17 protein-coding genes are annotated in these 20170 nt (G+C 38.2%); 15 read left to right on the forward strand and 2 right to left on the reverse strand.

What is annotated here, in order from left to right:
• Window positions 1–37: 37 nt before the first annotated feature.
• Window positions 38–1663, reverse strand: a complete 1626-nt coding sequence (locus MUA87_RS01885) for a PucR family transcriptional regulator (protein ID WP_262551225.1) — start codon at window positions 1661–1663, stop codon at window positions 38–40.
• Window positions 1664–2022: 359 nt separating this feature from the next.
• On the opposite strand from MUA87_RS01885, the gene allW reads away from it, so the two are divergent.
• On the forward strand, window positions 2023–3516 hold the full coding sequence (gene allW, locus MUA87_RS01890) for an allantoin permease (protein ID WP_262551226.1): 1494 nt from the start codon (window positions 2023–2025) through the stop codon (window positions 3514–3516).
• Entirely contained in the window at window positions 3506–4867 is a 1362-nt protein-coding gene (gene allB, locus MUA87_RS01895) for an allantoinase AllB (protein ID WP_107547870.1), read from the forward strand. The genes allW and allB overlap by 11 nt, the downstream gene beginning before the upstream one ends.
• A 96-nt stretch (window positions 4868–4963) precedes the next feature.
• On the opposite strand, the gene MUA87_RS01900 is transcribed toward allB, so the two are convergent.
• Window positions 4964–5779 carry an alpha/beta hydrolase gene (locus MUA87_RS01900; protein ID WP_233650684.1) on the reverse strand — a complete coding sequence of 272 codons (816 nt, stop codon included), beginning with the start codon at window positions 5777–5779 and terminating at the stop codon, window positions 4964–4966.
• 194 nt (window positions 5780–5973) lie between these two features.
• On the opposite strand from MUA87_RS01900, the gene allC reads away from it, so the two are divergent.
• From allC to MUA87_RS01965, 13 genes are all read left to right on the forward strand, one after another.
• Entirely contained in the window at window positions 5974–7206 is a 1233-nt protein-coding gene (allC, locus tag MUA87_RS01905; RefSeq protein ID WP_070848914.1) for an allantoate deiminase, read from the forward strand.
• 23 nt (window positions 7207–7229) lie between these two features.
• The gene (gene allE / locus MUA87_RS01910) at window positions 7230–8018 is read left to right on the forward strand and encodes a (S)-ureidoglycine aminohydrolase (RefSeq protein ID WP_002479900.1); all 789 of its coding nucleotides are present in this window, start codon (window positions 7230–7232) and stop codon (window positions 8016–8018) included.
• A gap of 17 nt (window positions 8019–8035) precedes the next feature.
• A complete protein-coding gene (allD, locus tag MUA87_RS01915) occupies window positions 8036–9067 on the forward strand; it encodes an ureidoglycolate dehydrogenase (RefSeq protein WP_002479899.1) in 1032 nt (343 codons plus the stop codon).
• Window positions 9068–9174: 107 nt separating this feature from the next.
• Window positions 9175–10224, forward strand: a complete 1050-nt coding sequence (gene allD, locus MUA87_RS01920; RefSeq protein WP_262551227.1) for an ureidoglycolate dehydrogenase — start codon at window positions 9175–9177, stop codon at window positions 10222–10224.
• 15 nt (window positions 10225–10239) lie between these two features.
• The gene (locus tag MUA87_RS01925; protein WP_002479897.1) at window positions 10240–11991 is read left to right on the forward strand and encodes an acyl-CoA synthetase FdrA; all 1752 of its coding nucleotides are present in this window, start codon (window positions 10240–10242) and stop codon (window positions 11989–11991) included.
• Complete coding sequence (locus MUA87_RS01930) at window positions 11991–13256, forward strand: YlbE family protein (protein WP_002479896.1); 1266 nt, start codon at window positions 11991–11993, stop codon at window positions 13254–13256. The genes MUA87_RS01925 and MUA87_RS01930 overlap by 1 nt, the downstream gene beginning before the upstream one ends.
• Window positions 13253–14026 (forward strand): oxamate carbamoyltransferase subunit AllH family protein, encoded by a 774-nt coding sequence (locus MUA87_RS01935; RefSeq protein ID WP_262551228.1) that lies wholly within the window; start codon window positions 13253–13255, stop codon window positions 14024–14026. The genes MUA87_RS01930 and MUA87_RS01935 overlap by 4 nt, the downstream gene beginning before the upstream one ends.
• Before the next feature lie 7 nt (window positions 14027–14033).
• Complete coding sequence (gene arcC, locus MUA87_RS01940) at window positions 14034–14975, forward strand: carbamate kinase (protein WP_070848920.1); 942 nt, start codon at window positions 14034–14036, stop codon at window positions 14973–14975.
• Window positions 14976–15142: 167 nt separating this feature from the next.
• Window positions 15143–16357 (forward strand): CynX/NimT family MFS transporter, encoded by a 1215-nt coding sequence (locus MUA87_RS01945; protein ID WP_002479893.1) that lies wholly within the window; start codon window positions 15143–15145, stop codon window positions 16355–16357.
• A gap of 130 nt (window positions 16358–16487) precedes the next feature.
• A complete protein-coding gene (locus tag MUA87_RS01950) occupies window positions 16488–16865 on the forward strand; it encodes an iron chaperone (protein ID WP_002479892.1) in 378 nt (125 codons plus the stop codon).
• Window positions 16866–16882: 17 nt separating this feature from the next.
• Entirely contained in the window at window positions 16883–18097 is a 1215-nt protein-coding gene (locus tag MUA87_RS01955) for a helix-turn-helix domain-containing protein (RefSeq protein ID WP_002479891.1), read from the forward strand.
• A gap of 414 nt (window positions 18098–18511) precedes the next feature.
• A complete protein-coding gene (locus tag MUA87_RS01960) occupies window positions 18512–19159 on the forward strand; it encodes a bifunctional 2-keto-4-hydroxyglutarate aldolase/2-keto-3-deoxy-6-phosphogluconate aldolase (RefSeq protein WP_119563776.1) in 648 nt (215 codons plus the stop codon).
• Window positions 19156–20163, forward strand: coding sequence for a sugar kinase (locus tag MUA87_RS01965; protein WP_262551229.1), 1008 nt, complete (start codon window positions 19156–19158; stop codon window positions 20161–20163). The genes MUA87_RS01960 and MUA87_RS01965 overlap by 4 nt, the downstream gene beginning before the upstream one ends.
• The last annotated feature ends 7 nt before the right edge of the window (window positions 20164–20170 follow it).

Consider the following 20170-nt stretch of genomic DNA (forward strand, 5'->3'; position numbering starts at 1 on the left):
CTGTTTGATTAATGATTGATAGATAGTTATAACGTTATTATTGATCGAAGAGTATTTCTTCTGATGCATATAATGCGAGACGAATATTTAATGAGTTGAACGGATCTTCAACCGTGCAACCTAATATTTCTTCACAATTTTTAATTCGATATTTTACAGTGTTACGGTGAATGAACATTTTCTTCGCAGTTTTGGTAATATCACATTGATAATCCATGTACATTTTAAGCGTATCTTTTAACTCTTCATCCTTTTTCGTTTTAGGATAGGCTAGGTCACCTAAAGTATGTTGAATGAAAGGTTTCAATTTACTTGGCGGCAACAGCTGTAAGAGTTCTTTCATACTCTTTGATTGATAGAAGTTCATGAATGCTTTACGTGCTTTATCTAAGCCGCTTTCATAAGCTTCGTTCGCTTCCATAAAGGACGTTGATAATTGAGAGAATTCTGTGACTCTATTACCAATCCCGAATGAAATACTGCTGTCGAAGAACTCATGGTATTCTTGTTGAATATGTTTTAAGTAATTTAAATAATACTCATGTTTAGATTGTAGTAAAATCGCAAATCTGCGATTACTTGGCATACTGTAAACACTGATACGTGAATCTAAATCTGTGAGTTTGTGTATGAGCCATGTGTAAACGAATTGATAACGCTCTTCAACGTATTGACTATTTTCTAAATTATCCATTGGGTCAATGGCACAGATAATGACTTGATAATAATCGGAAGGGTAAATACCGTATTGTTCAAATAAAATCGGATGATTATGAACAGATAAAGATTGATCAGAACGATTTGTAATCAGGGATTCAAAGAAACGATTGATATCTGAGTGTTCAGCTTCTTCAATCTTTTTATTTTTATATATCGCAAAGCTCAATGTTGAGACAATTTGTTCAATCGTTAATAAACTGAAAGGATAAGACAGCTTATTGATATCTGACACCATTAAATAATATGGGAAATAAGCATAGGCTTGTACTTTGAAAATCGCCACGTCATTAGTGAACTTCGTTTGATTGCGAGTAATTGTGTTAGCGTTTTCTGAACGTAAGTATTCTAAAAAGTAACGGATATGTTGTTGTTTCAACAAATTATTCTGTTGGTAATGCCAACTTTGAGAATCAACCATATAGAATGGATTGAATAACAGAACGGGTACGCCTAAAATACGGCTCATTCTTTCTATCATTGTTTCGACACCGAAACCTTTAATCAGCATATCGTTCAATTCTTCTTGAATATTCAAAGCGTAGTTTAATTTAGCTGTTTGTTCATCTGAAATATAAGTTGAAATTTGTCTTGTGATTTCCCCTAAATTCCACTCTTCAGAGATTTCTATCAATGGAAATTCTAATTCGTTTGCGTAATCAATCACTTCTTGATTGATATGTTTTAAATAACGAGACGTTTTAATACCTAACCCCGCGGTATCAATATCCTTTAATTCTTTAATCATTTGTTTTAAGCCTGCTTGATTATCCCGAAATAATAACCCCGTCGTGAGTATAAATGACTCTTTAGCAGTGTAGTCTTTAATATCAATATTTTCTGTGATGTCTAAGTGGCGAACTTCTCTTTTTAAATCCCCATTTTCGTTAATGAGTTTCAACCCGGCAAAGCTCGGAGCAGCGAGTATGTTTTGCAACGTCGGCATTTAATCACCTTCCTTAAAGTTGGTATGTTGAATTTCAGATGTTATTACAATGGTTTCTCTTTATACAAGTGAATTTACTTATTAATTCTATATGTTTATTTAAATGAGTAGTATTTAAACGCCTTCAAACACTCTATGTAATCGTCATTATAAGTTTTTGAATACTATATGCTCTTGTTATTGTAACGCATCTACTGAAATAAATTTTAACATGAAATGGCAGAATTTGTTCGAAATCGATAATTTTATAAAAAATTACTGTCAAACTGCACAAAGAAAAACGCTTCCAGTAACTGTAAAATTTTAAGTAAAGATTATACGTATAGTCATATTTATTCCAACTCAAAGGAGATATAGAAATGACGAAACAGGGGCAAGCGCAAAGCGGCATTCATGATGCGGCTTTCTTCGAACGCAGAGGCTATAACAAGGATGTTATGCCTAAAACAGACAGCCAAAGAAATATATCAACATTCAACTTCTTCACCCTTTGGATGGGTGCTGTCCATAACATTCCTAACTATACTGCCGTAGGCGGATTTTTGCTACTAGGGCTTTCGCCGTTACAAGTAATTTTCGCATTGATCTTCAGTTCATTTATTATTGCGACATTACTTGCGGTTAACGGTTATGCTGGTTCTAAATACGGCATTCCATTTGCCATGCAGTTACGTCAAACGTATGGTGACATCGGGGCAAAACTTCCTGGTGTGTTACGTGGTGTAATTGCGGGTATTGGTTGGTTCGGATTACAAACCTTCGCAGGCTCACAGGCATTACTCATTTTGCTTATTAAGATCTTCCCGGGGTTCGAGCATTTTGGTAATGGAACGACAATTTTAGGCATCACGATACCTGGTTTAATCGCATTTTTAGTATTCTGGGCTATTAACTTTGCGATTGGTATCGGCGGCGGTAAGACACTAAATAAATTCACTGCAGTTTTAAACCCGTTAATTTACATTGTATTCGGCGGTATGGCAATCTGGGGCTTCATGGTTGCCGGCGGCTGGGACAACATCATGCATTATGAAATCACAACAAAATCAAGTGGTATTATTTATCCAGCTATTTTATCATTCATCCTAATTTTCAACTCAATGATGGGTGTTTGGGCTGGACCAGGAGCAAGTGTTTCTGACTTTACACAAAAAGCAGTTTCAACACGTGCACAAATTGTAGGACAAGTTTCAGGTATTGTTGTTGCACACTTATTATTCGCATTCAGTAGTGTGTTCATCATTATTGGTGGTTCTATCTTCTTAGGTCACCAAGAATGGAATATCTTAACAATTATCAATAACTGGGATAATATCTGGACGATTTTAATCGCCACAGGTGTATTATTGATGACTACAATTTCAACGAACGCGACAAGTAATATCATTCCAGCAGCATATCAATTAAGTGTATTGATGCCGAAGTTGATTAACTATCGTCGTGGTGTAATTTTAGCTTCTGTTGTGAGTGTTCTGATTATGCCTTGGAAATTAATGGAAAATGAAGATAGTATTTTCGTTTTCTTAAATATGATCGGTGCAATTTTAGGACCGGTTGCAGGTGTATTAATCGTACATTTCTACTTAATCAACAGATGTAAAGTCGACATCGAGAGATTGTATTTTGATACAAATAATCCAAATCATGGCGGATTAAGATTTAACTTCTCTGCTTATGTGGCTACAATTCTTGGTGTTGTTGTTTCACTATTAGGTTTCATTCCGAAATTCCAAGTCATTTCTGACTTCTCATGGTTTATCGGATTTTTCATCGCAGGCATTTCTTACATCATTTTATACGTGTTAGAAAAGAAATTTAGAAAGGATAAAGGAGAGAAAGCTAATGAAATATGATTTATTGATTAAAAATGGTCGTGTCATTTTAGACGAAGGCGAACAAGAAGTAGAAGTAGCTGTTAAAGACGGAAAAATCGCAGCAATTGGTCATGACTTAGGTGACGCAGAAAAAGTTATCGATGCAAAAGGACAAGTCGTTGCGCCAGGTATGGTAGATGCACACGTGCATATTACAGAACCAGGAGGCGGCTACCGTGACGAGTGGGAAGGCTACGAAACAGGATTGAAAGGTGCTGCAAAAGGCGGCGTTACTACAATCGTTGAAATGCCTTTAAACCAAGTACCAGCAACAACTGATAGAGCGTCAATCCAAGAAAAATTTGATGCAGGTAAAGGTAAATTATCAGCTGACGTTGCAAGTTATGGCGGTTTAGTGCCTTATAACTTAGATGGTGGTATCCAAGAATTAGACGAAGAAGGCGTTGTGGCTTACAAAGCGTTCTTAGCTACTTGTGGTGACCGTTCAATCGATGGCGACTTCGAAAACGTAGATGACTATTCACTTTACGAAGGTATGAAACAAATTGCGAAAACAGGTAAAATCTTATCTGTACACGCAGAAAACGCTGATATTACAGACCGTTTAGGCGAAATCGCTTATAAAAACGGCGAAAAATCATTGGCAGCTTACGTAGATTCAAGACCTGTATTCACAGAAGTTGAACCTATCCGCAAATTGATCTTATTCGCAAAAGAAACTGGCTGCCGTTTACACATCGTACACGTTGCATGTGAAGAAGGCGTGGATGAAGTTATTAAAGCACAACAAGAAGGTGTAGACGTAACATGTGAAACTTGTACACACTATCTATACTTCTACAAAGAAGAATTAGATGACATTGGTCCAGTTGTTAAATGTTCACCACCAATCCGTGAAGAATCACGCTTACCAGGTATGTGGGAACGTGTTATCAATGGTGACATCAACTTCGTAACATCTGACCACTCACCAAGTACACCTGACTTAAAAGATACTGACAACGCATTTGAAGCTTGGGGAGGTATCGCAGGTATCCAAAATAACGTGGATATCTTATTCGACGAAGGTGTTCAAAAACGTGACTTATCACTTAAACGTTTCGCTGAAATTATTGCGACTGAACCTGCAAAACGTTTCGGCTTAGACAACAAAGGTAGTATTGCAGTTGGTAAAGATGCAGACTTCGTCTTCATCAAACCAGAATCTTCATACACATTACAAGCTGAAGATTTAGAATACCGCAATAAACTAAGCCCATATGTAGGTCGTACAATTAACGCACAAGTTGCGAAAACAATTTTACGCGGTGAAGAAACTTACAGTCTTGAAGACGGTGTTTCTAATGACTTCCGTGGTGAATTTATCTAAGTCTTGGTTAAATTCAAATAAGTATGCATGCTGTATCACAGCATTAATATAAAAAAGGCCTCCGAACCATTTCAGTTCGGAGGTCTTTTGTCACATTTAAACAAGATTTAATAAGAATGTTTTAGCTTGTTGGTAGATATCTAAATTAAAGTCATTCACTTCGCGATCAAAATCGTGATCTTTGTTATCGAAAGCGATGAATTTAGTTTCTGGAATATTACGGTCTAAATGTTGAGCTTCACCGAAAGGCACATCTGGATCTTGTTTACCATGCACAATAAATGTAGGTGGAAATGCTTTAAGTGTTTTAGGCGCAATGTTATAGGCAGCATCTGTAGATTGTTGAATGCCTAGTAACTTCAGCCATTCGTTTTGTCCGCGTGCATAAAGGTAAATGAGATAACGTGTCTGTAAATCACCTTGTGTTAAAGGTTCTGTTTGAATCATATTATTTAACAGTTCTGGTGTGATTTGTTGAGACATGGCTTTGTATTGTGGATTCGCACGTAAGAATTGCGGTACGTGGAAACGACTATAACCATAGAAATCAAGAATACCTTGGACGTCGCGTTTAGAAGCAATGATTAAAGATAAGAATGATCCTGCTGAACGACCGAATAAGAAGATTGGCAAGTCAGGATGATTAGCTTTGACATCATCGAATTGTGTTAATGCATCATTCATAATCGTATCGATATTGCTTTCAGGTGCTAAACGATAATCTGCTGAAATCATTGTGAAATCTTCAGTTAACAAATCAACGTAGGCCTGTGGTAAATCATCAGGTTGACCGAAAATTAAGCCGCCACCATGAAAGTAAAGAATGATACCTTTAGGTTCATTTTGAGCGGGTGTAATGAGTTGCGTTAATTGAAATTGGTCTTGGGTTGTGATGTGTTTTGTTTCTGACAACAAAAGAACCTCCTTTGGTTATGTTAGATTGCTTTAAATTGTTCATAATTACCCAAAATAATTATCGCAAATCTTATATCTATCGTATTTGTACAAAATGAATAAATACGAGGATGTTAATTGTCGGAATTGTGGATGTAGTAACAAAAGTAAACATTTATAATAGATGATGAGATGAAAAGGAGTTGTTGAATATGAACATCCGTTCCTCTTTTGAAGCTTTAGATAAGCAGTTTACCGCATATGGCGGTTTGATTGGCGGAGGAATTACACGCTTGCTTTATTCAGATGAATGGCAGCAAGCCGTGCATGCTTTAAAAGAAACATTAGAATCAGCTGGATTTGACGCAACTTTCGACGACATCGGCAACTTAACAGGTCGTTTAGAAGGCAGTAAATATCCAGATGAAAAAATTGTTTCAGGTTCTCATATTGACACAGTCGTTGAAGGCGGTCATTTAGACGGTCAATACGGAATCTTAGCTGCTGTGACAGCAATGAAGGCACTTAAAGAAGAACACGGCCAACCGCTTCGTTCTTTAGAAGTCCTTGCCTTAGCTGAAGAAGAAGGCAGCCGTTTCCCATTCGCATTCTGGGGCAGTAAAAACTACTTCAATCTTGTAGACAAATCAGAAGTTGAAGAGATTGCAGACGCAGAAGGTGTGCGTTTTGAAGATGCGATGAGAGACTCTGGCTTTGACTACAGAAAACAAGACCAAAACCACGATGACATCAAAGCCTTTGTTGAAGTGCATATCGAGCAGGGGAAAGTGCTTGAAACTGAAAACAAAGCAATTGGTGTAGTGAATGGAATTGTCGGCCAAAAACGTTACACAGTTACATTAAAAGGTGAAGCGAACCACGCAGGTACAACACCGATGGGCTTAAGAAAAGACGCAGTTGTAGGATTTAGTGAGATTGCTTCTAAATTAACACAACGCGCTAGAGAAATCGGCGATCCGTTAGTACTGACTTTCGGCCGTGTTGATCCTGTACCGAACACAGTTAACGTAGTTCCAGGTGAAATTGTCTTCAGTATTGATACACGTCATATTGACCAAGACGCATTGAATCAATTCGCTGACGAAATCACAGAAACAATCAAATCAGTATCTGAGTCAGAAGGCTTAGAGTACGATATTGATTTATGGATGGACGAAGCCCCAGTATTAATGGACAAAGGTTTAGTAGATAGAATCGAACAATCAGCTGACCAAATAGTGGGTAAAGAACAATATAAAGTCATGGCATCAGGTGCCGGACACGATTCGCAAATCTTTGCGAAATTTGTTCCGACAGCAATGTTGTTCACACCATCTATCAACGGCATCAGTCATAACGTTGAAGAAGAAACAAACATCGAAGACTTAGTAAAAGGAATCGAAGTATTAAAAGACGTTTTATATGAATTAGCTTACAAAGAATAATTAATGTAAAGGAGTTTTTAATAATGGGTTACTTAAATCACAATCAAGGTTATAGAGAAGGTTTATTAGAAACAAGAGCAGTTATCAAAAAAGACAATTACGCAGTTATCGTTCCAGACGGTTTAGTAAATAACGTAGTACCAGGATTCGAAGATTGCGACGTTACTATTTTAGGTTCACCACGTTTAGGTGCACGTTTCGTTGACTACCTAGTTACATTGAAAGACCAAGGCGGCAACACTCAAGGCTTCGGCGGAGACGGTATCCAAACATTCATCTATGTTGTATACGGAAACATCAATGCGTATGCTGGCGATGAAAAATACGAATTATCACAAGGCGGTTACTTATACGTACCAGCTGATCAAGTGATGAAATTCGAAAACAACAACAATAACGAAGACAGCCGCGTATTCTTATACAAAAAACGTTACCAACCACTTGAAGGTCACAAACCAGAAGTTGTGACAGGCAATGTTAATGACCTTAAAGCAGAACCATATGAAGGTATGAAAGAAGTATTAGTTCAAGACTTATTACCAAAAGATATCGCATATGACATGAATATTCACATCTTATCATTCGAACCAGGTGCTTCACATGGTTATGTTGAAACACACGTACAAGAACACGGTGCATACGTATTAAGCGGCCGCGGTATGTACAACCTAGACAACGAATGGTTACCAGTAGACAAAGGTGACTATATCTTCATGGGTGCTTATGCTCCACAAGCAACTTATGCTATCGGCTTAGAAGAACCATTCGCATATATCTACTCTAAAGATGCTAACCGTGACATCGAACTATAAGAGAGGGTTTCTAAATCATGAGTGAAGAGAATTTAGTTTATGTTGGCTATGATGAGTTACGCCAATTATTTAAAGAAAAGCTTATGCTTGCAGGCATGCCTGACAAGTATGCAGACAAAGTCGCTGAGCTGATGGTATTCGCAGACGCACGTGGTATCCATTCACATGGTGCCGTGCGCTTGCGCTACTATGCAGAACGTACAGCAAAAGGCGGATTCAACTTAGAACCAGAAATTAAATTTGAAAAAACAGGAAAATCTACAGGTATTTATCACGCAGATAATACAGTGGGTCATTACGCAGCTTACCATGCGATGGAAGAAGCGATTCAAATGGCAAAAGAAAACGGTATTGCTGCAGTAGGTGTCAAAGAAATGGGACACAGCGGTGCGATTGGTTACTACACACAAATGGCTGGTAAACATGGTTTAGTGTCATTAAGTGTCTGCCAATCAGATCCGATGGTAGTACCGTTCGGAGGAACAAAACCTTACTTCGGTACGAACCCAATTGCATTTGGTGCACCTCGTAAAGACGGCAAGCCTATTGTCTTTGATATGGCTACAACTGTACAAGCGTGGGGTAAAATCTTAGACGCACGTTCAAAATATCATTCAATCCCAGATACTTGGGCAGTGGATGATAAAGGTGAACCGACGACAGACCCTTATAAAGTCAGTGCATTGTTGCCTGCAGCTGGACCGAAAGGTTACGGCTTGATGATGATGGTAGATATTCTATCAGGCAGCTTGCTTGGCTTACCATTTGGTCAGCATGTGTCTTCAATGTATGAAGATTACAGTGCGTACCGTCGTCTGGGCCAATTCCATTTAGTGATCAATCCAAGTTACTTTGGTGACGAGGAACAATTCTTATCACAAATGGAACAAATGGTTCAAGAACTTCATGACATCGATCCTGCGAAAGGCTTTGACCAAGTCTACTATCCAGGTGAAATTCAAGAAGATGTGGAAGCAAAATACGACGAAACAGGTATTCCAATTCCACAATCTATCTATGATTACATGAAGTCAGAACAAGTTTACTAATTCAATTGAATGAGCGGTGCTGGTCATTGCACCGGCACCGCTCTTTATTTAGTTTTGCAGACTAATAAATTGCAAGAATCTTCAAAAAAGTCAGGAGGGTTTTAGTGATGCGTGTTACAAAAAAAGAACTTTATGAGTTAATGAAAAATAAATTGATGAAAGCAGGTTTGCAAGAAGATGCAGCTGCTGACGTTTCAGATGTTTTAACATTCGCAGACCATCGCGGGATTCATTCTCATGGTGCAGTACGTGTTGAATATTACGCAGAGCGTATTGCCAAGGGTGGTATTAATGCTCATCCGAATTACGAGTTTGAAAAAACAGGTCCATCTTCTGCAGTGTTCCACGGCGACAATGGCCCAGGACACCAAGCAGCAAAACAAGCTATGGACAAAGCGATTGAAATGGCGAAAGAAAATGGTATCGCAGTTGTGGGTGTGAAAAACATCAGCCACAGTGGTGCGTTAGGCTATTTCGTTGAAATGGCAGCAGACCAAGATATGGTCGGTATCAGTATGTGTCAATCTGACCCAATGGTTGTACCATTCGGCGGAACTGAACCATATTTCGGTACGAACCCGATTGCTTTCAGTGCACCGACAAATGATGATCGTGTGATCACATTTGATATGGCGACAACTGTACAAGCATGGGGCAAAGTGTTAGATGCACGTTCAAAAGGCCAATCTATCCCAGATACATGGGCAGTAGATGAAAACGGTGAACCTACTACAGATTCAAGAGCGGTACACGCTTTAGTACCTGTTGCAGGACCTAAAGGTTACGGCTTGATGATGATGGTAGACATTTTATCAGGCAGCTTGCTTGGTTTACCATTCGGCGGCCACGTGTCATCTATGTACAAAGATTTAACAAAAGGCAGAGATTTAGGCCAATTACACGTTGTAATTAACCCGGCTTACTTCACTGACCCTAAACAGTTCAAACAACAACTTTCAACAATGATTGATGAGTTGAAAGCACAACCAGCTGCGAAAGGTTATGGCGAAGTTTACTACCCAGGTGAACGTGGACGTTTACGTAGTGAACGCTATGACAAAGATGGTATTGAAATTGTAGATGACATCTATGACTACTTGAAGTTAGATGATGTACATTACGACCGTTATCACGGTAAAAACAGATTTGCAGAATAATAATGGAGGACTATTATGTTATATACAATCATTAAAGAGAATACGTATCAAGACTCTATTGTATTGATGTTGTTATCAAACAAATTATCAGCAATGGACGGCGTTAATAAAGTATCAATTATGATGGGTACACCCGCAAACAAAGACATCTTCAGAGCTTCAGGCTTCGATTCACCTGAACTAGATGAAGCAAAACCAAATGACATTGTTATCATGATCGATACAGATGATGAATCAATGGTTGATGAAGTGAATCAACAAGTTGAAGATGAATTAAAAGGTAAAGCGGAAGACGATAAAGCTGAATCAACACAAGAAGTTTCTAACTGGAACCAAGCGTTAGATAAAGCTACTAATCCTAACCTTGCGTTAATTTCAGTGCCTGGTCAATATGCGGCTATGGAAGCTGAAACTGCATTAAGAAACAACTTGCATGTATTCATGTTCAGTGACAACGTACCTAAAGATGATGAAGTACGTTTGAAAGAAATGGCACATGACAAAGGTTTACTTGTAATGGGTCCTGACTGTGGTACAGGTATTATCCATTCGTTACCATTAGCTTTCACTAACATCGTTAACAAAGGTGACATTGGTATCGTAGGTGCTTCAGGTACTGGTATCCAAGAGGTCACTACAATTGTTGACCGTGAAGGTAAAGGTGTAACTAACGCAATCGGTACAGGCGGCCGTGACTTATCAACAGAAGTCGGCGCAATTACAATGATGGACAGTATCAAAGCGTTAGCACAAGATCCAGCTGTTAAAGTCATTACAGTTGTTTCAAAACCACCAGCTAAAGAAGTAGAAGAAAAAGTATTGAACTTGCTTCGTAATATCGACAAACCAGTTGTGACATTATTCTTAGGTCACAAACCAGAATACACTGAAGCAAATATTTACCATGCATACACACTAGAAGAAGCTGCACGCGTATCAGTTCAACTTTCTAATGGTGAAAAACCTGAATTCAAACCAGCAACAAAAGAAATCAAAGCAACATTGAAAGATGGCCAAGACGGCATCAAAGGTTACTACTCAGGTGGTACATTAGCAAGTGAAGCAGCAATGCTTGTAAAAGATGCGTTCGACGGCTTAAAAGATGAAACTACAGAAGGTTTCACTTACAAAGCTGGCAACCATGAAATCATTGACTTAGGTGATGACATGTATACACAAGGTCGTCCTCACCCAATGATCGACCCAGGTAAACGTATCGAAAAATTACAAGAAGCTGCAAATGATGAAAACACTGCAGTAATCATGTTAGATAACGTAATCGGTTACGGCAGCCATGATGATATGGCAGGTCAATTAGCACCAGCTATCGAAGATATCATCAGCGAAGCAAAAGCAAATGGTCGTGACATTGCTGTATTAGCAACTGTTGTTGGTACAGAACACGATCCACAAAACTATGAACAACAAATCAAAACATTAGAAGAAGCAGGTGCACAAATCTGCGAAACAAACGATCAAATGGTACGTTCAGCAATCGAATTAACAGGTCATAAAGCTGAACAACCAGAATTGAAAGAAGAGTCATTCGACGCAACTTCAGTTGACTTATCTGTAGACGATAAGATTCTTCAATTAATCAACACAACTCCAAGCGTTATCAACGTTGGACTAAAAAGCTTTGCGACTGCAATTGATGAAAGCGGCGCAGACGTTGTGCAATTCAACTGGAGACCAGTTGCTGGCGGAGACGAAAAACTAATGAAAGTATTACAATTCTTAAACAACTATGAAGGAGAGTCTGTATAATGGGTTACCAAACAATTGATGAAGCAAACCAAGCTGTCATAGATAAAATGATCGCAGCAGCACCATTCCTAGTTGACGTGGTACCTGCGAAAGATAAAATTCCTGAATTGAAAGAGCATGTTTTACTACATGCGGGTCCACCGATTAAATATGAAAACATGACTGATCCAATGAAAGGTGCATGTATCGGTGCAATCTTATTCGAAGAATGGGCAAATGATGAAGATGCTGCACGTGAATTACTAGAAAACGATAAAATCGAATTCATTCCTTGTCATCACGTGAATGCAGTAGGACCAATGGGCGGTATCACTTCAATGAACATGCCTGTATTGGTTGTTGAAAACAGAGAAAGCGGCAACGAAGCTTATTGCCAAATGAACGAAGGTATCGGCGCAGTATTACGTTTCGGTGCTTACAATGAAACAGTTGTTAACCGTCTACACTGGATGAAAGACGTATTAGGTCCAGTATTAGGTAAAGCTGTTCGTCAAATGGAAGACGGCTTAAACGTTAACGTTTTAATTGCGAAAGCAATCGCAATGGGAGACGAATTCCACCAACGTAACATTGCAGCTTCACTTGCATTCTTAAAAGAAGTTGCGCCAATCATCTCTGAATTAGAAGATGTTGAACCAGAAAAACGTACAGAAGTTATTCAGTTCTTAGCAGACACTGACCAATTCTTCTTAAACGTTGCGATGGCAACAGGTAAAGCAATGATGGACGCAGCTCGTGAAATTCAACACGGTACAATCGTTACAGCAATGTGCCGTAACGGTGAAAACTTCGGTATCCGTATCGCTGGTATGGGTGACGAATGGTTCACAGCACCTGTAAATACACCACAAGGTTTATATTTCACAGGTTATTCATCAGACGATGCTAACCCTGATATCGGTGACTCAGCAATCACTGAAACAATCGGTGTCGGCGGTATGGCAATGATCGCAGCACCTGCAGTTACACGTTTCGTAGGTAGCGGCGGCTTTGCAGATGCCTTAGCAACTTCAGACGAAATGACTGAAATTTGTATTGGTGAGAACCCTAACTTCTCTATCCCGACTTGGGACTTCAAAGGTGCTTGCTTAGGTATCGATGCACGCTTAGTAGTTGAAAAAGGTATTACACCAGTGATCAACACAGGTATCGCACACAAAATTGCCGGCTTCGGTCAAATTGGTGCAGGTACAGTGCATCCACCAATCGAATGCTTCGAAAAAGCAATCACAGCTTATGCTGAAAAATTAGGATTTAATGGATGATTCTCACAGCACAAGCCATTGGCGCAAGTGCAAGCAGAATCTTGAATCATACAACAGAACTTAAAGTACACAGTTGCTTTAATAAAGGTTTTAATGTGGTGGATAAAGATGACAATCTCATCTTTATCGGTACCACTGAAAATGGGATGTTCCCATTTGGCGTTGTAGTTGATGCATACACTAGAGATCGATTACTACAATCGATTCAGGTGGGTCAAACGTTAAAAGCACATCCACGTGCTTTAGCGTTTGATCGCAATCTACAACTAAATATCAATGTGAATGTATTTAAAGCGAGTCAAAATTTTGAAGCCATTCATTTGAATCAATTAAAGGAGAGTATCCAAGCATTTGATTTTTGTGAATATGCTGACGGTGACTTTAATCCTGCTAAAATGCAATCGATTTATGATGCATTGTCAAACCCACATGGAGATGCGAAGACTGAATTACGCTATTTAATAGGTCGAGGACAAGGTTTGACGCCATCAGGCGATGATATGTTAGTCGGGATGTTGTTTGTTCACTTTATTAGACCGTTTATTCAGCCGCAGCATTTAACAGAAATTGAACAGCTGGTGGATGAACCTTTAACGACATTGGTCAGCCAAACCTTTTTAAAGTATGCCGTTAAACGTATTTTTAGTTCTAAATTAACTGATTTGATGGAAGACGCCTCTAAGTCGACGTTAGAAAAACTTCTCCAAGTAGGCTCATCATCAGGTAAAGACACACTTTATGGTATGTCTATAGTTTTATTGAAGGAGTGAAAGAAGAATGGGTAAATATGTTGTTTTAGCACTTGGCGGTAACGCAATTTTACAACCTGGCCAAGAAACAACGTTTGAAAATCAATATAACAACGTAAAAAATGCGGCAAGCAAAATGGCCGACATTAAAGAAAGTGGACACAAAATTGTTGTGACACACGGTAACGGACCGCAAGTAGGTAACATCATCGTTCAAAACGAAGCGGCTAAAGACCAAGTTTCACCAATGCCGATTGATGTTTGTAACGCTGAATCTCAAGGTTTCATCGGTTATATGATGGAAAGCGCACTGAAAAACGATTTATACCAACGCGGTATCGATTCAAATGTTGTGTCATTTTTAACAATGGTTGAAGTCAGCAAAGATGATCCAGCTTTCGATAATCCAACGAAACCAATCGGTGTGTTCTTCTCAGAAGAAGAAGCAAAACGCATGGAAAAAGAACAAGGTTTCACTATGGTTGAAGATGCTGGCCGTGGCTATCGTCGTGTTGTACCTTCACCAGAACCAATGGTGATCAACGGTGTAGACGCGATTAAACGCTTAATGACAGACACAGTTGTCATTTCATCTGGCGGTGGCGGTATCCCTGTATATCGTGACGATGACGGCAAAATTCATGGCTTAGAAGCGGTTATTGATAAAGACCGTTCAGGCTTGAAATTAGCTGAACAAGTGAACGCTGATACGTTCATTATGTTAACTGACGTACCGAATGTTTATATCAACTACGGTAAAGAAAATGAAGCGAAATTAGAAAACATCTCAGTTGAGGAAGCGGAACAATATGTTGCGGAAGGTCAATTCCCAGCAGGCAGTATGTTACCGAAAATCCAAGCTGCGATTGAATTCGCGAAAACAGGTAAAGAAGCGATTATCTGTTCATTAGCAGACGCTGTCGATGCTTTAGAAGGTAAAGCAGGTACACGTATCACTTTAAATAAATAAGTGACGTGATGCATAGTAAGGTATGTTAATCTTCTATACCTGTACTTGCATTGATGAAACGAAAGACATAGAATAAAGTTAATTCAATGAGGTGGGGAGATTAGGTTCTGTCCTACCTCTCTCTTTATTTTCAAATAAACTTAAATAAATGAAGAAAGGGTGAGCATATGGTACAGGATGAACGCTTCCAAAAACATAGATTGCGCGATTCGTGGTTGATTGTTCTTGCGATGGTCTTTGTCGCATCAACATTACGTGCACCGTTAACAGCAGTTGGTCCGGTTATTGATCAAATTAAAGATGCCTTATCAATCAATAACAGTGTGGCAGGTATCTTAACGACGATCCCGCTGTTGATTTTTGGTATTGTATCACCGTTTGTATCTAAAGTATCCTCGCGTCTGACGATGTCTAAGACGGTGTTCTTATCTACGATTTTAGTCATTATTGCGTTAATCGTACGTGTCTCTGGCGGATTCCCGATTTTCATCCTTGGTACAGTGTTGCTAGGTATTGGTATTGCCTTTGGTAACGTCGTGCTGCCAAGTTATGTAAAATGGAAATTCCCGCTTCAAATCGGTCTAATGACAGGCTTATACAGTGGTACAATGAACTTCACTGCAGGTTTAGGCGGCGGCTTAAGTTATCCGTTATCTGAAGCGGGTACATATCGTCTATCGTTAGGTTTCTGGTTAGTATTTGCGATAATTGCGATTATATTATGGGTTCCGCAAATGCTTTCAGGTACGAAACAAGAGAAAGCTATGCTTGAACAAGCAGCTAAAGAAGAGAAAAAGTTATTTAAAATCAGTCGTTCTAAACTCGCATGGACAGTCGCATTCATGATGGGCTTCCAATCTATGATTTTCTATACAGTTGTCGCATGGGTACCGTCTATCTTAGTAGATAGAGGTGTAGATGCTTCAACAGCAGGCTACTTATTGATGCTGAACCAATTCGCACAAGTACCGATGACGTTTATTTTCCCTATTTTAGCGTCACGTATGAAGAACCAAAAACTATTAGTGACTATCGTTTCCGCATTCTTTATTATCGGATTCGCACTGTTCTTCTCACAATCATTTACGCTATTAATTATCGGTATGATTTTAGCCGGCTTTGGTATGGGTTCTGGATTTAGTTTATGTATGACATTCTTCTCAATCCGTGCACGTACAAGTGATGGCAGTATCGCATTATCTGGCTTCGGTCAATCAATCGGTTACTTCATCGCCGCAATCGGACCATTCTTAATCGGTTTACTACACGATGTGACTGGTGGATGGATTTCTGGAATTATTTCACTCGTTGCGATGGGTGTCTTATTCTATGTATTTGGATTGCTTTCTTCACACGGTGAAGTAGAAGATGAATTAGCATAGTTACTTTAAGCATGACAGTAAATAGACTTACGCTGTCATGCTTTTTTAATGGAAATTTAGAGATACATTCATAGCCCTTTTGAGAATGGTCTCATATAATGGAAGTAAGTCGAAATAAAGGGAGAAATCAATGGAAAATTTTAATGAGTATTTAAATAAAATCGAGGATCCAAAACAAAAGGAAATTTTAACAACTGTTTTTAACTGGGTAGATGAAACGTTTCCTGAGTTAGAAAAAGCCATTAAATGGAATCAACCTATGTATACACATCATGGTACCTATATTATCGGGTTCAGTCGTGCAAAGGCACATTTCTCTATAAATCCTGAAGCTGCAGGAATGAAGCCGTTTATAGACCGTTTTGACGCAAATGGCTATACGTATACTGAAAACTTATTCCGTATTAAATGGACGCAAGATATAGACTATGACTTATTAAAGGATATGATTCAATTCAACTTAGAGGATAAAGCAGACATTACGTCTTTTTGGCGTCATTATAAATAAAGTCAGTAGGTGTTTATATGGATGATAAGACAATTGAAATGTTGAAAACACATGCAATGTACTTATTAGGGCTAGAATTAAAAGTGTTTGATAATCGTCATATTAATCAAATTGTAAATGAAATTAAAACGCCGTTTATGAATTACGAAAGTAAACAATTACGTAAGTCTTTAAAGACTTACATTAATGAGATGAGCAGTCAGCACATTTACTTTTATACCAATGCGTTTAATGTCCATTATTATTTCTTCAAGTATCGTAAACAAAAACAATTTATTATGATCGGTCCTTTCTTAAATGAACGACCGACTGAAAAACAGAGTCATGAAATGCTGCAAGAAGCGGGCATTAAAATATCAAAGATGGCTACTTTGAAACAATATTTATTGAGCATTCCGGTTTGTAATCGTAGAGACGCATTGAAAATGACACGATTAGCCGTACGTTTTATTAAAAATCGAGATGTGAATTATGAAGTCATTCCATTTACATTAAAGATGCATACAACAGAACTAGGTTATACAGCGACACAAGAACAATATGAATTCACATTGAATGAATTAGAAGAAAGATATAAAGTTGAGAATCAATTAATCACTGCGATGGAAAATGGTGATAAAGAAACAGTATTTAATTGTCTGATAAAATTAATGAGTAGTGTGGCTGGTATGAAACGTTCAAATGATTACGCTTTAAACGCAAAATATAAAGCTTATATTTTAAATACATTCGGACGTAAAGCAATCGAAAAAGCAGGCGCAAACTTGTTGCTAGTCGATCAGATTTCTAAAAAATATGCTGCTGAAATAGATGAAGTAGTTAATTTGCAGGGACTCAGTGATGTGATGCATGCGTTAACTATGGAATACACCGATATTGCTCAAAAAGTGAAACAGTACGAACATACACCAAAAGTTAATAAAATTCTGCAGTATATCGATTTACATTTAGATCATCCACTCACGCTTCAATATTTAGCAGAGATGGTTGATTTATCTCCTTCTTATTTATCTAGAATCTTTAGCGAGGAATTAGGCGTTACCTTATCACAATACATCATTAAAGCTCGCATTAAAGTTGGGCGGGACTTGTTAGTGCGAACCAATATGTCTGTCTCTGACATTGCAGTTTATGTCGGGTTTAAAAATCAAAGTTATTTTACTCAAAGATTTAAAGAAGTATATCACATGTCTCCATTAAAGTATCGAAAAATGAAAAAACATACAAAATGATGAAACCGTTTACAATCGCTACACCATTATTGTATCTAAATTCATAAACATAAACAATTTTTCATAGTATCAATTTGTCAGAAATCTCGAAAAAAACGCAAATAAGGTAAAAATTTGTATAAAAACGTAAAAAAATGATAAAAACAGCGGATATTCCAAGAGTAAAAAGTAAAATAGTAACGTAAAATTTCATATCAATTTTCGCCGGAAATTCATTGTTCGTGTAGATAAATATTACAAAGAAACGCTTTTATATCAAGGGTTTAACTTGATTGATAAAGGCGTTTTTTTATTTGCATTTTTTGCATAAAAAGAGGTCTGAAATCTGATGGAAAATTGACCATTCTTAAAAAAACTTTTACTTTAGTGGTGAGCTAGCTAGTTAAAAAAGTATTTTTAAGGGAGGATTAAACAATGCATAAATATACAATATTGGAACAGTTGCATAACAATTACCTGGTCGCAGTTGTTAGAGGCAAATCACAAGAAGATGCACAAAATATGATTGATCAAATTATAGAGGGCGGAATCAAAAATATTGAAGTAACATTTACAACACCAGGTGCAGAACATGTGATTCAACATTTACAACAACATGCTGATGACACAGTTGTGATTGGTGCTGGCACTGTACTCGATGCGCATACTGCGCGTATCGCAATCTTAAACGGCGCTAAATATATCGTCAGTCCAAATTTTGATGGAGACATTGCACAGTTATGTAACTTGTATTCAATTCCGTATCTGCCTGGTTGCGGGTCGGTCACAGAAATTACAGATGCATTGAAATCAGGTGTAGATTTAGTCAAAGTTTTTCCAGGTGATGTGCTTGGTTCAGACTTTATCAAAGCAGTCCACGGACCTATTCCTAATGTCGCAATGATGCCTTCAGGCGGTGTATCAATAGATAACATGGATGAATGGTATCAAAAAGGTGCCTATGCAATCGGTATTGGCGGCGGATTAACAAAAGGTGCGAAAGACGGCAGTGATAACATCATTTATCAGAACACGAAGAAATTTGTAGAACGCTTCGAACGTATTCGAGGTGATAAGTCATGAATTTTATCACACTAGGTGAAATCATGATGCGTTTAACACCTCCAAACCATCAAACGATTACAGAAACCACATCGTTTGATGCGGTCTATGGCGGTGCAGAAACGAATGTAGCTGTCGGGTTAGCTGGATTCGGCGTATCAACACAAGTGATAACGGGATTACCTCAAAATGAGCTTGGGCAAGCTGTATTAAGAACTTTAAGAAAGTACGGTGTCGGGACAGATCATATCGTACAAGCTGATGGCAGATTAGGTGTGTATTACTTAGAAAAAGGATTTGCTTATCGACCTTCTAAAGTAGTGTATGATCGTGCGAATTCAGTATTTTCACAGTTGGATACAACGTCAATTGATTTTGAAGCAGCTTTTAAAAATCAACAGTGGTTCCACTTTACAGGTATTACACCTGCATTGAATGAACAGTTGTTTAAGGTTACGTTACAAGCCGTAAAAGCCGCAAAATCACAAGGCTTATTTGTAAGTTGTGATTTAAACTTCCGAGCGGCATTATGGTCTTTTGAAACAGCACGTGAGGCGATGTCTGAGTTGTTACCTTATGTTGATTTAATCTTTGGTTATGAACCTTTATCACTTACAAATGAAGATGGAACGGATAAAAAGGATGGCTTAGATAGATTAGCTTCGATTGAAACATTAAAACCATATTTAGCTGAAATACACGAACGCTATGACATTGAATACATTGCTTTTACACAAAGAAAAAATTTTACGAACTCAAGAAACCGCTTACAAGGTTTTATATCACATAGAAACCATATAGAACAGACAGCACAATTTGATTCAGATATTTTAGACCGCGTCGGTACTGGTGACGCATTCAGCACAGGGATTATTTATGGATTAATGGAAAATTGGGATTTGAGAACGACAGTTCAATTTGCGATTAACAATATGTTGTATAAACACGCAGTCCATGGTGACTACCATACAGCGGATGTTGAAACAATTTTCCATATTACAGACTCAGCGGATATTAAACGCTAGAAACGAG

The sequence above is a fragment of the Staphylococcus simulans genome (genome assembly GCF_025561465.1).
GTDB lineage: Bacteria > Bacillota > Bacilli > Staphylococcales > Staphylococcaceae > Staphylococcus > Staphylococcus simulans.

Bases quoted from the DNA above. Each gene is read 5' to 3' on its own strand.
- MUA87_RS01885 (WP_262551225.1), bottom strand. From the start codon at position 1,663: ATGCCGACGTTGCAAAACATACTCGCTGCTCCGAGCTTTGCCGGGTTG.
- allW (WP_262551226.1), top strand. From the start codon at position 2,023: ATGACGAAACAGGGGCAAGCGCAAAGCGGCATTCATGATGCGGCTTTC.
- allB (WP_107547870.1), top strand. From the start codon at position 3,506: ATGAAATATGATTTATTGATTAAAAATGGTCGTGTCATTTTAGACGAA.
- allC (WP_070848914.1), top strand. From the start codon at position 5,974: ATGAACATCCGTTCCTCTTTTGAAGCTTTAGATAAGCAGTTTACCGCA.
- allE (WP_002479900.1), top strand. From the start codon at position 7,230: ATGGGTTACTTAAATCACAATCAAGGTTATAGAGAAGGTTTATTAGAA.
- allD (WP_002479899.1), top strand. From the start codon at position 8,036: ATGAGTGAAGAGAATTTAGTTTATGTTGGCTATGATGAGTTACGCCAA.
- allD (WP_262551227.1), top strand. From the start codon at position 9,175: ATGCGTGTTACAAAAAAAGAACTTTATGAGTTAATGAAAAATAAATTG.
- MUA87_RS01925 (WP_002479897.1), top strand. From the start codon at position 10,240: ATGTTATATACAATCATTAAAGAGAATACGTATCAAGACTCTATTGTA.
- MUA87_RS01930 (WP_002479896.1), top strand. From the start codon at position 11,991: ATGGGTTACCAAACAATTGATGAAGCAAACCAAGCTGTCATAGATAAA.
- MUA87_RS01935 (WP_262551228.1), top strand. From the start codon at position 13,253: ATGATTCTCACAGCACAAGCCATTGGCGCAAGTGCAAGCAGAATCTTG.
- arcC (WP_070848920.1), top strand. From the start codon at position 14,034: ATGGGTAAATATGTTGTTTTAGCACTTGGCGGTAACGCAATTTTACAA.
- MUA87_RS01945 (WP_002479893.1), top strand. From the start codon at position 15,143: ATGGTACAGGATGAACGCTTCCAAAAACATAGATTGCGCGATTCGTGG.
- MUA87_RS01950 (WP_002479892.1), top strand. From the start codon at position 16,488: ATGGAAAATTTTAATGAGTATTTAAATAAAATCGAGGATCCAAAACAA.
- MUA87_RS01955 (WP_002479891.1), top strand. From the start codon at position 16,883: ATGGATGATAAGACAATTGAAATGTTGAAAACACATGCAATGTACTTA.
- MUA87_RS01960 (WP_119563776.1), top strand. From the start codon at position 18,512: ATGCATAAATATACAATATTGGAACAGTTGCATAACAATTACCTGGTC.
- MUA87_RS01965 (WP_262551229.1), top strand. From the start codon at position 19,156: ATGAATTTTATCACACTAGGTGAAATCATGATGCGTTTAACACCTCCA.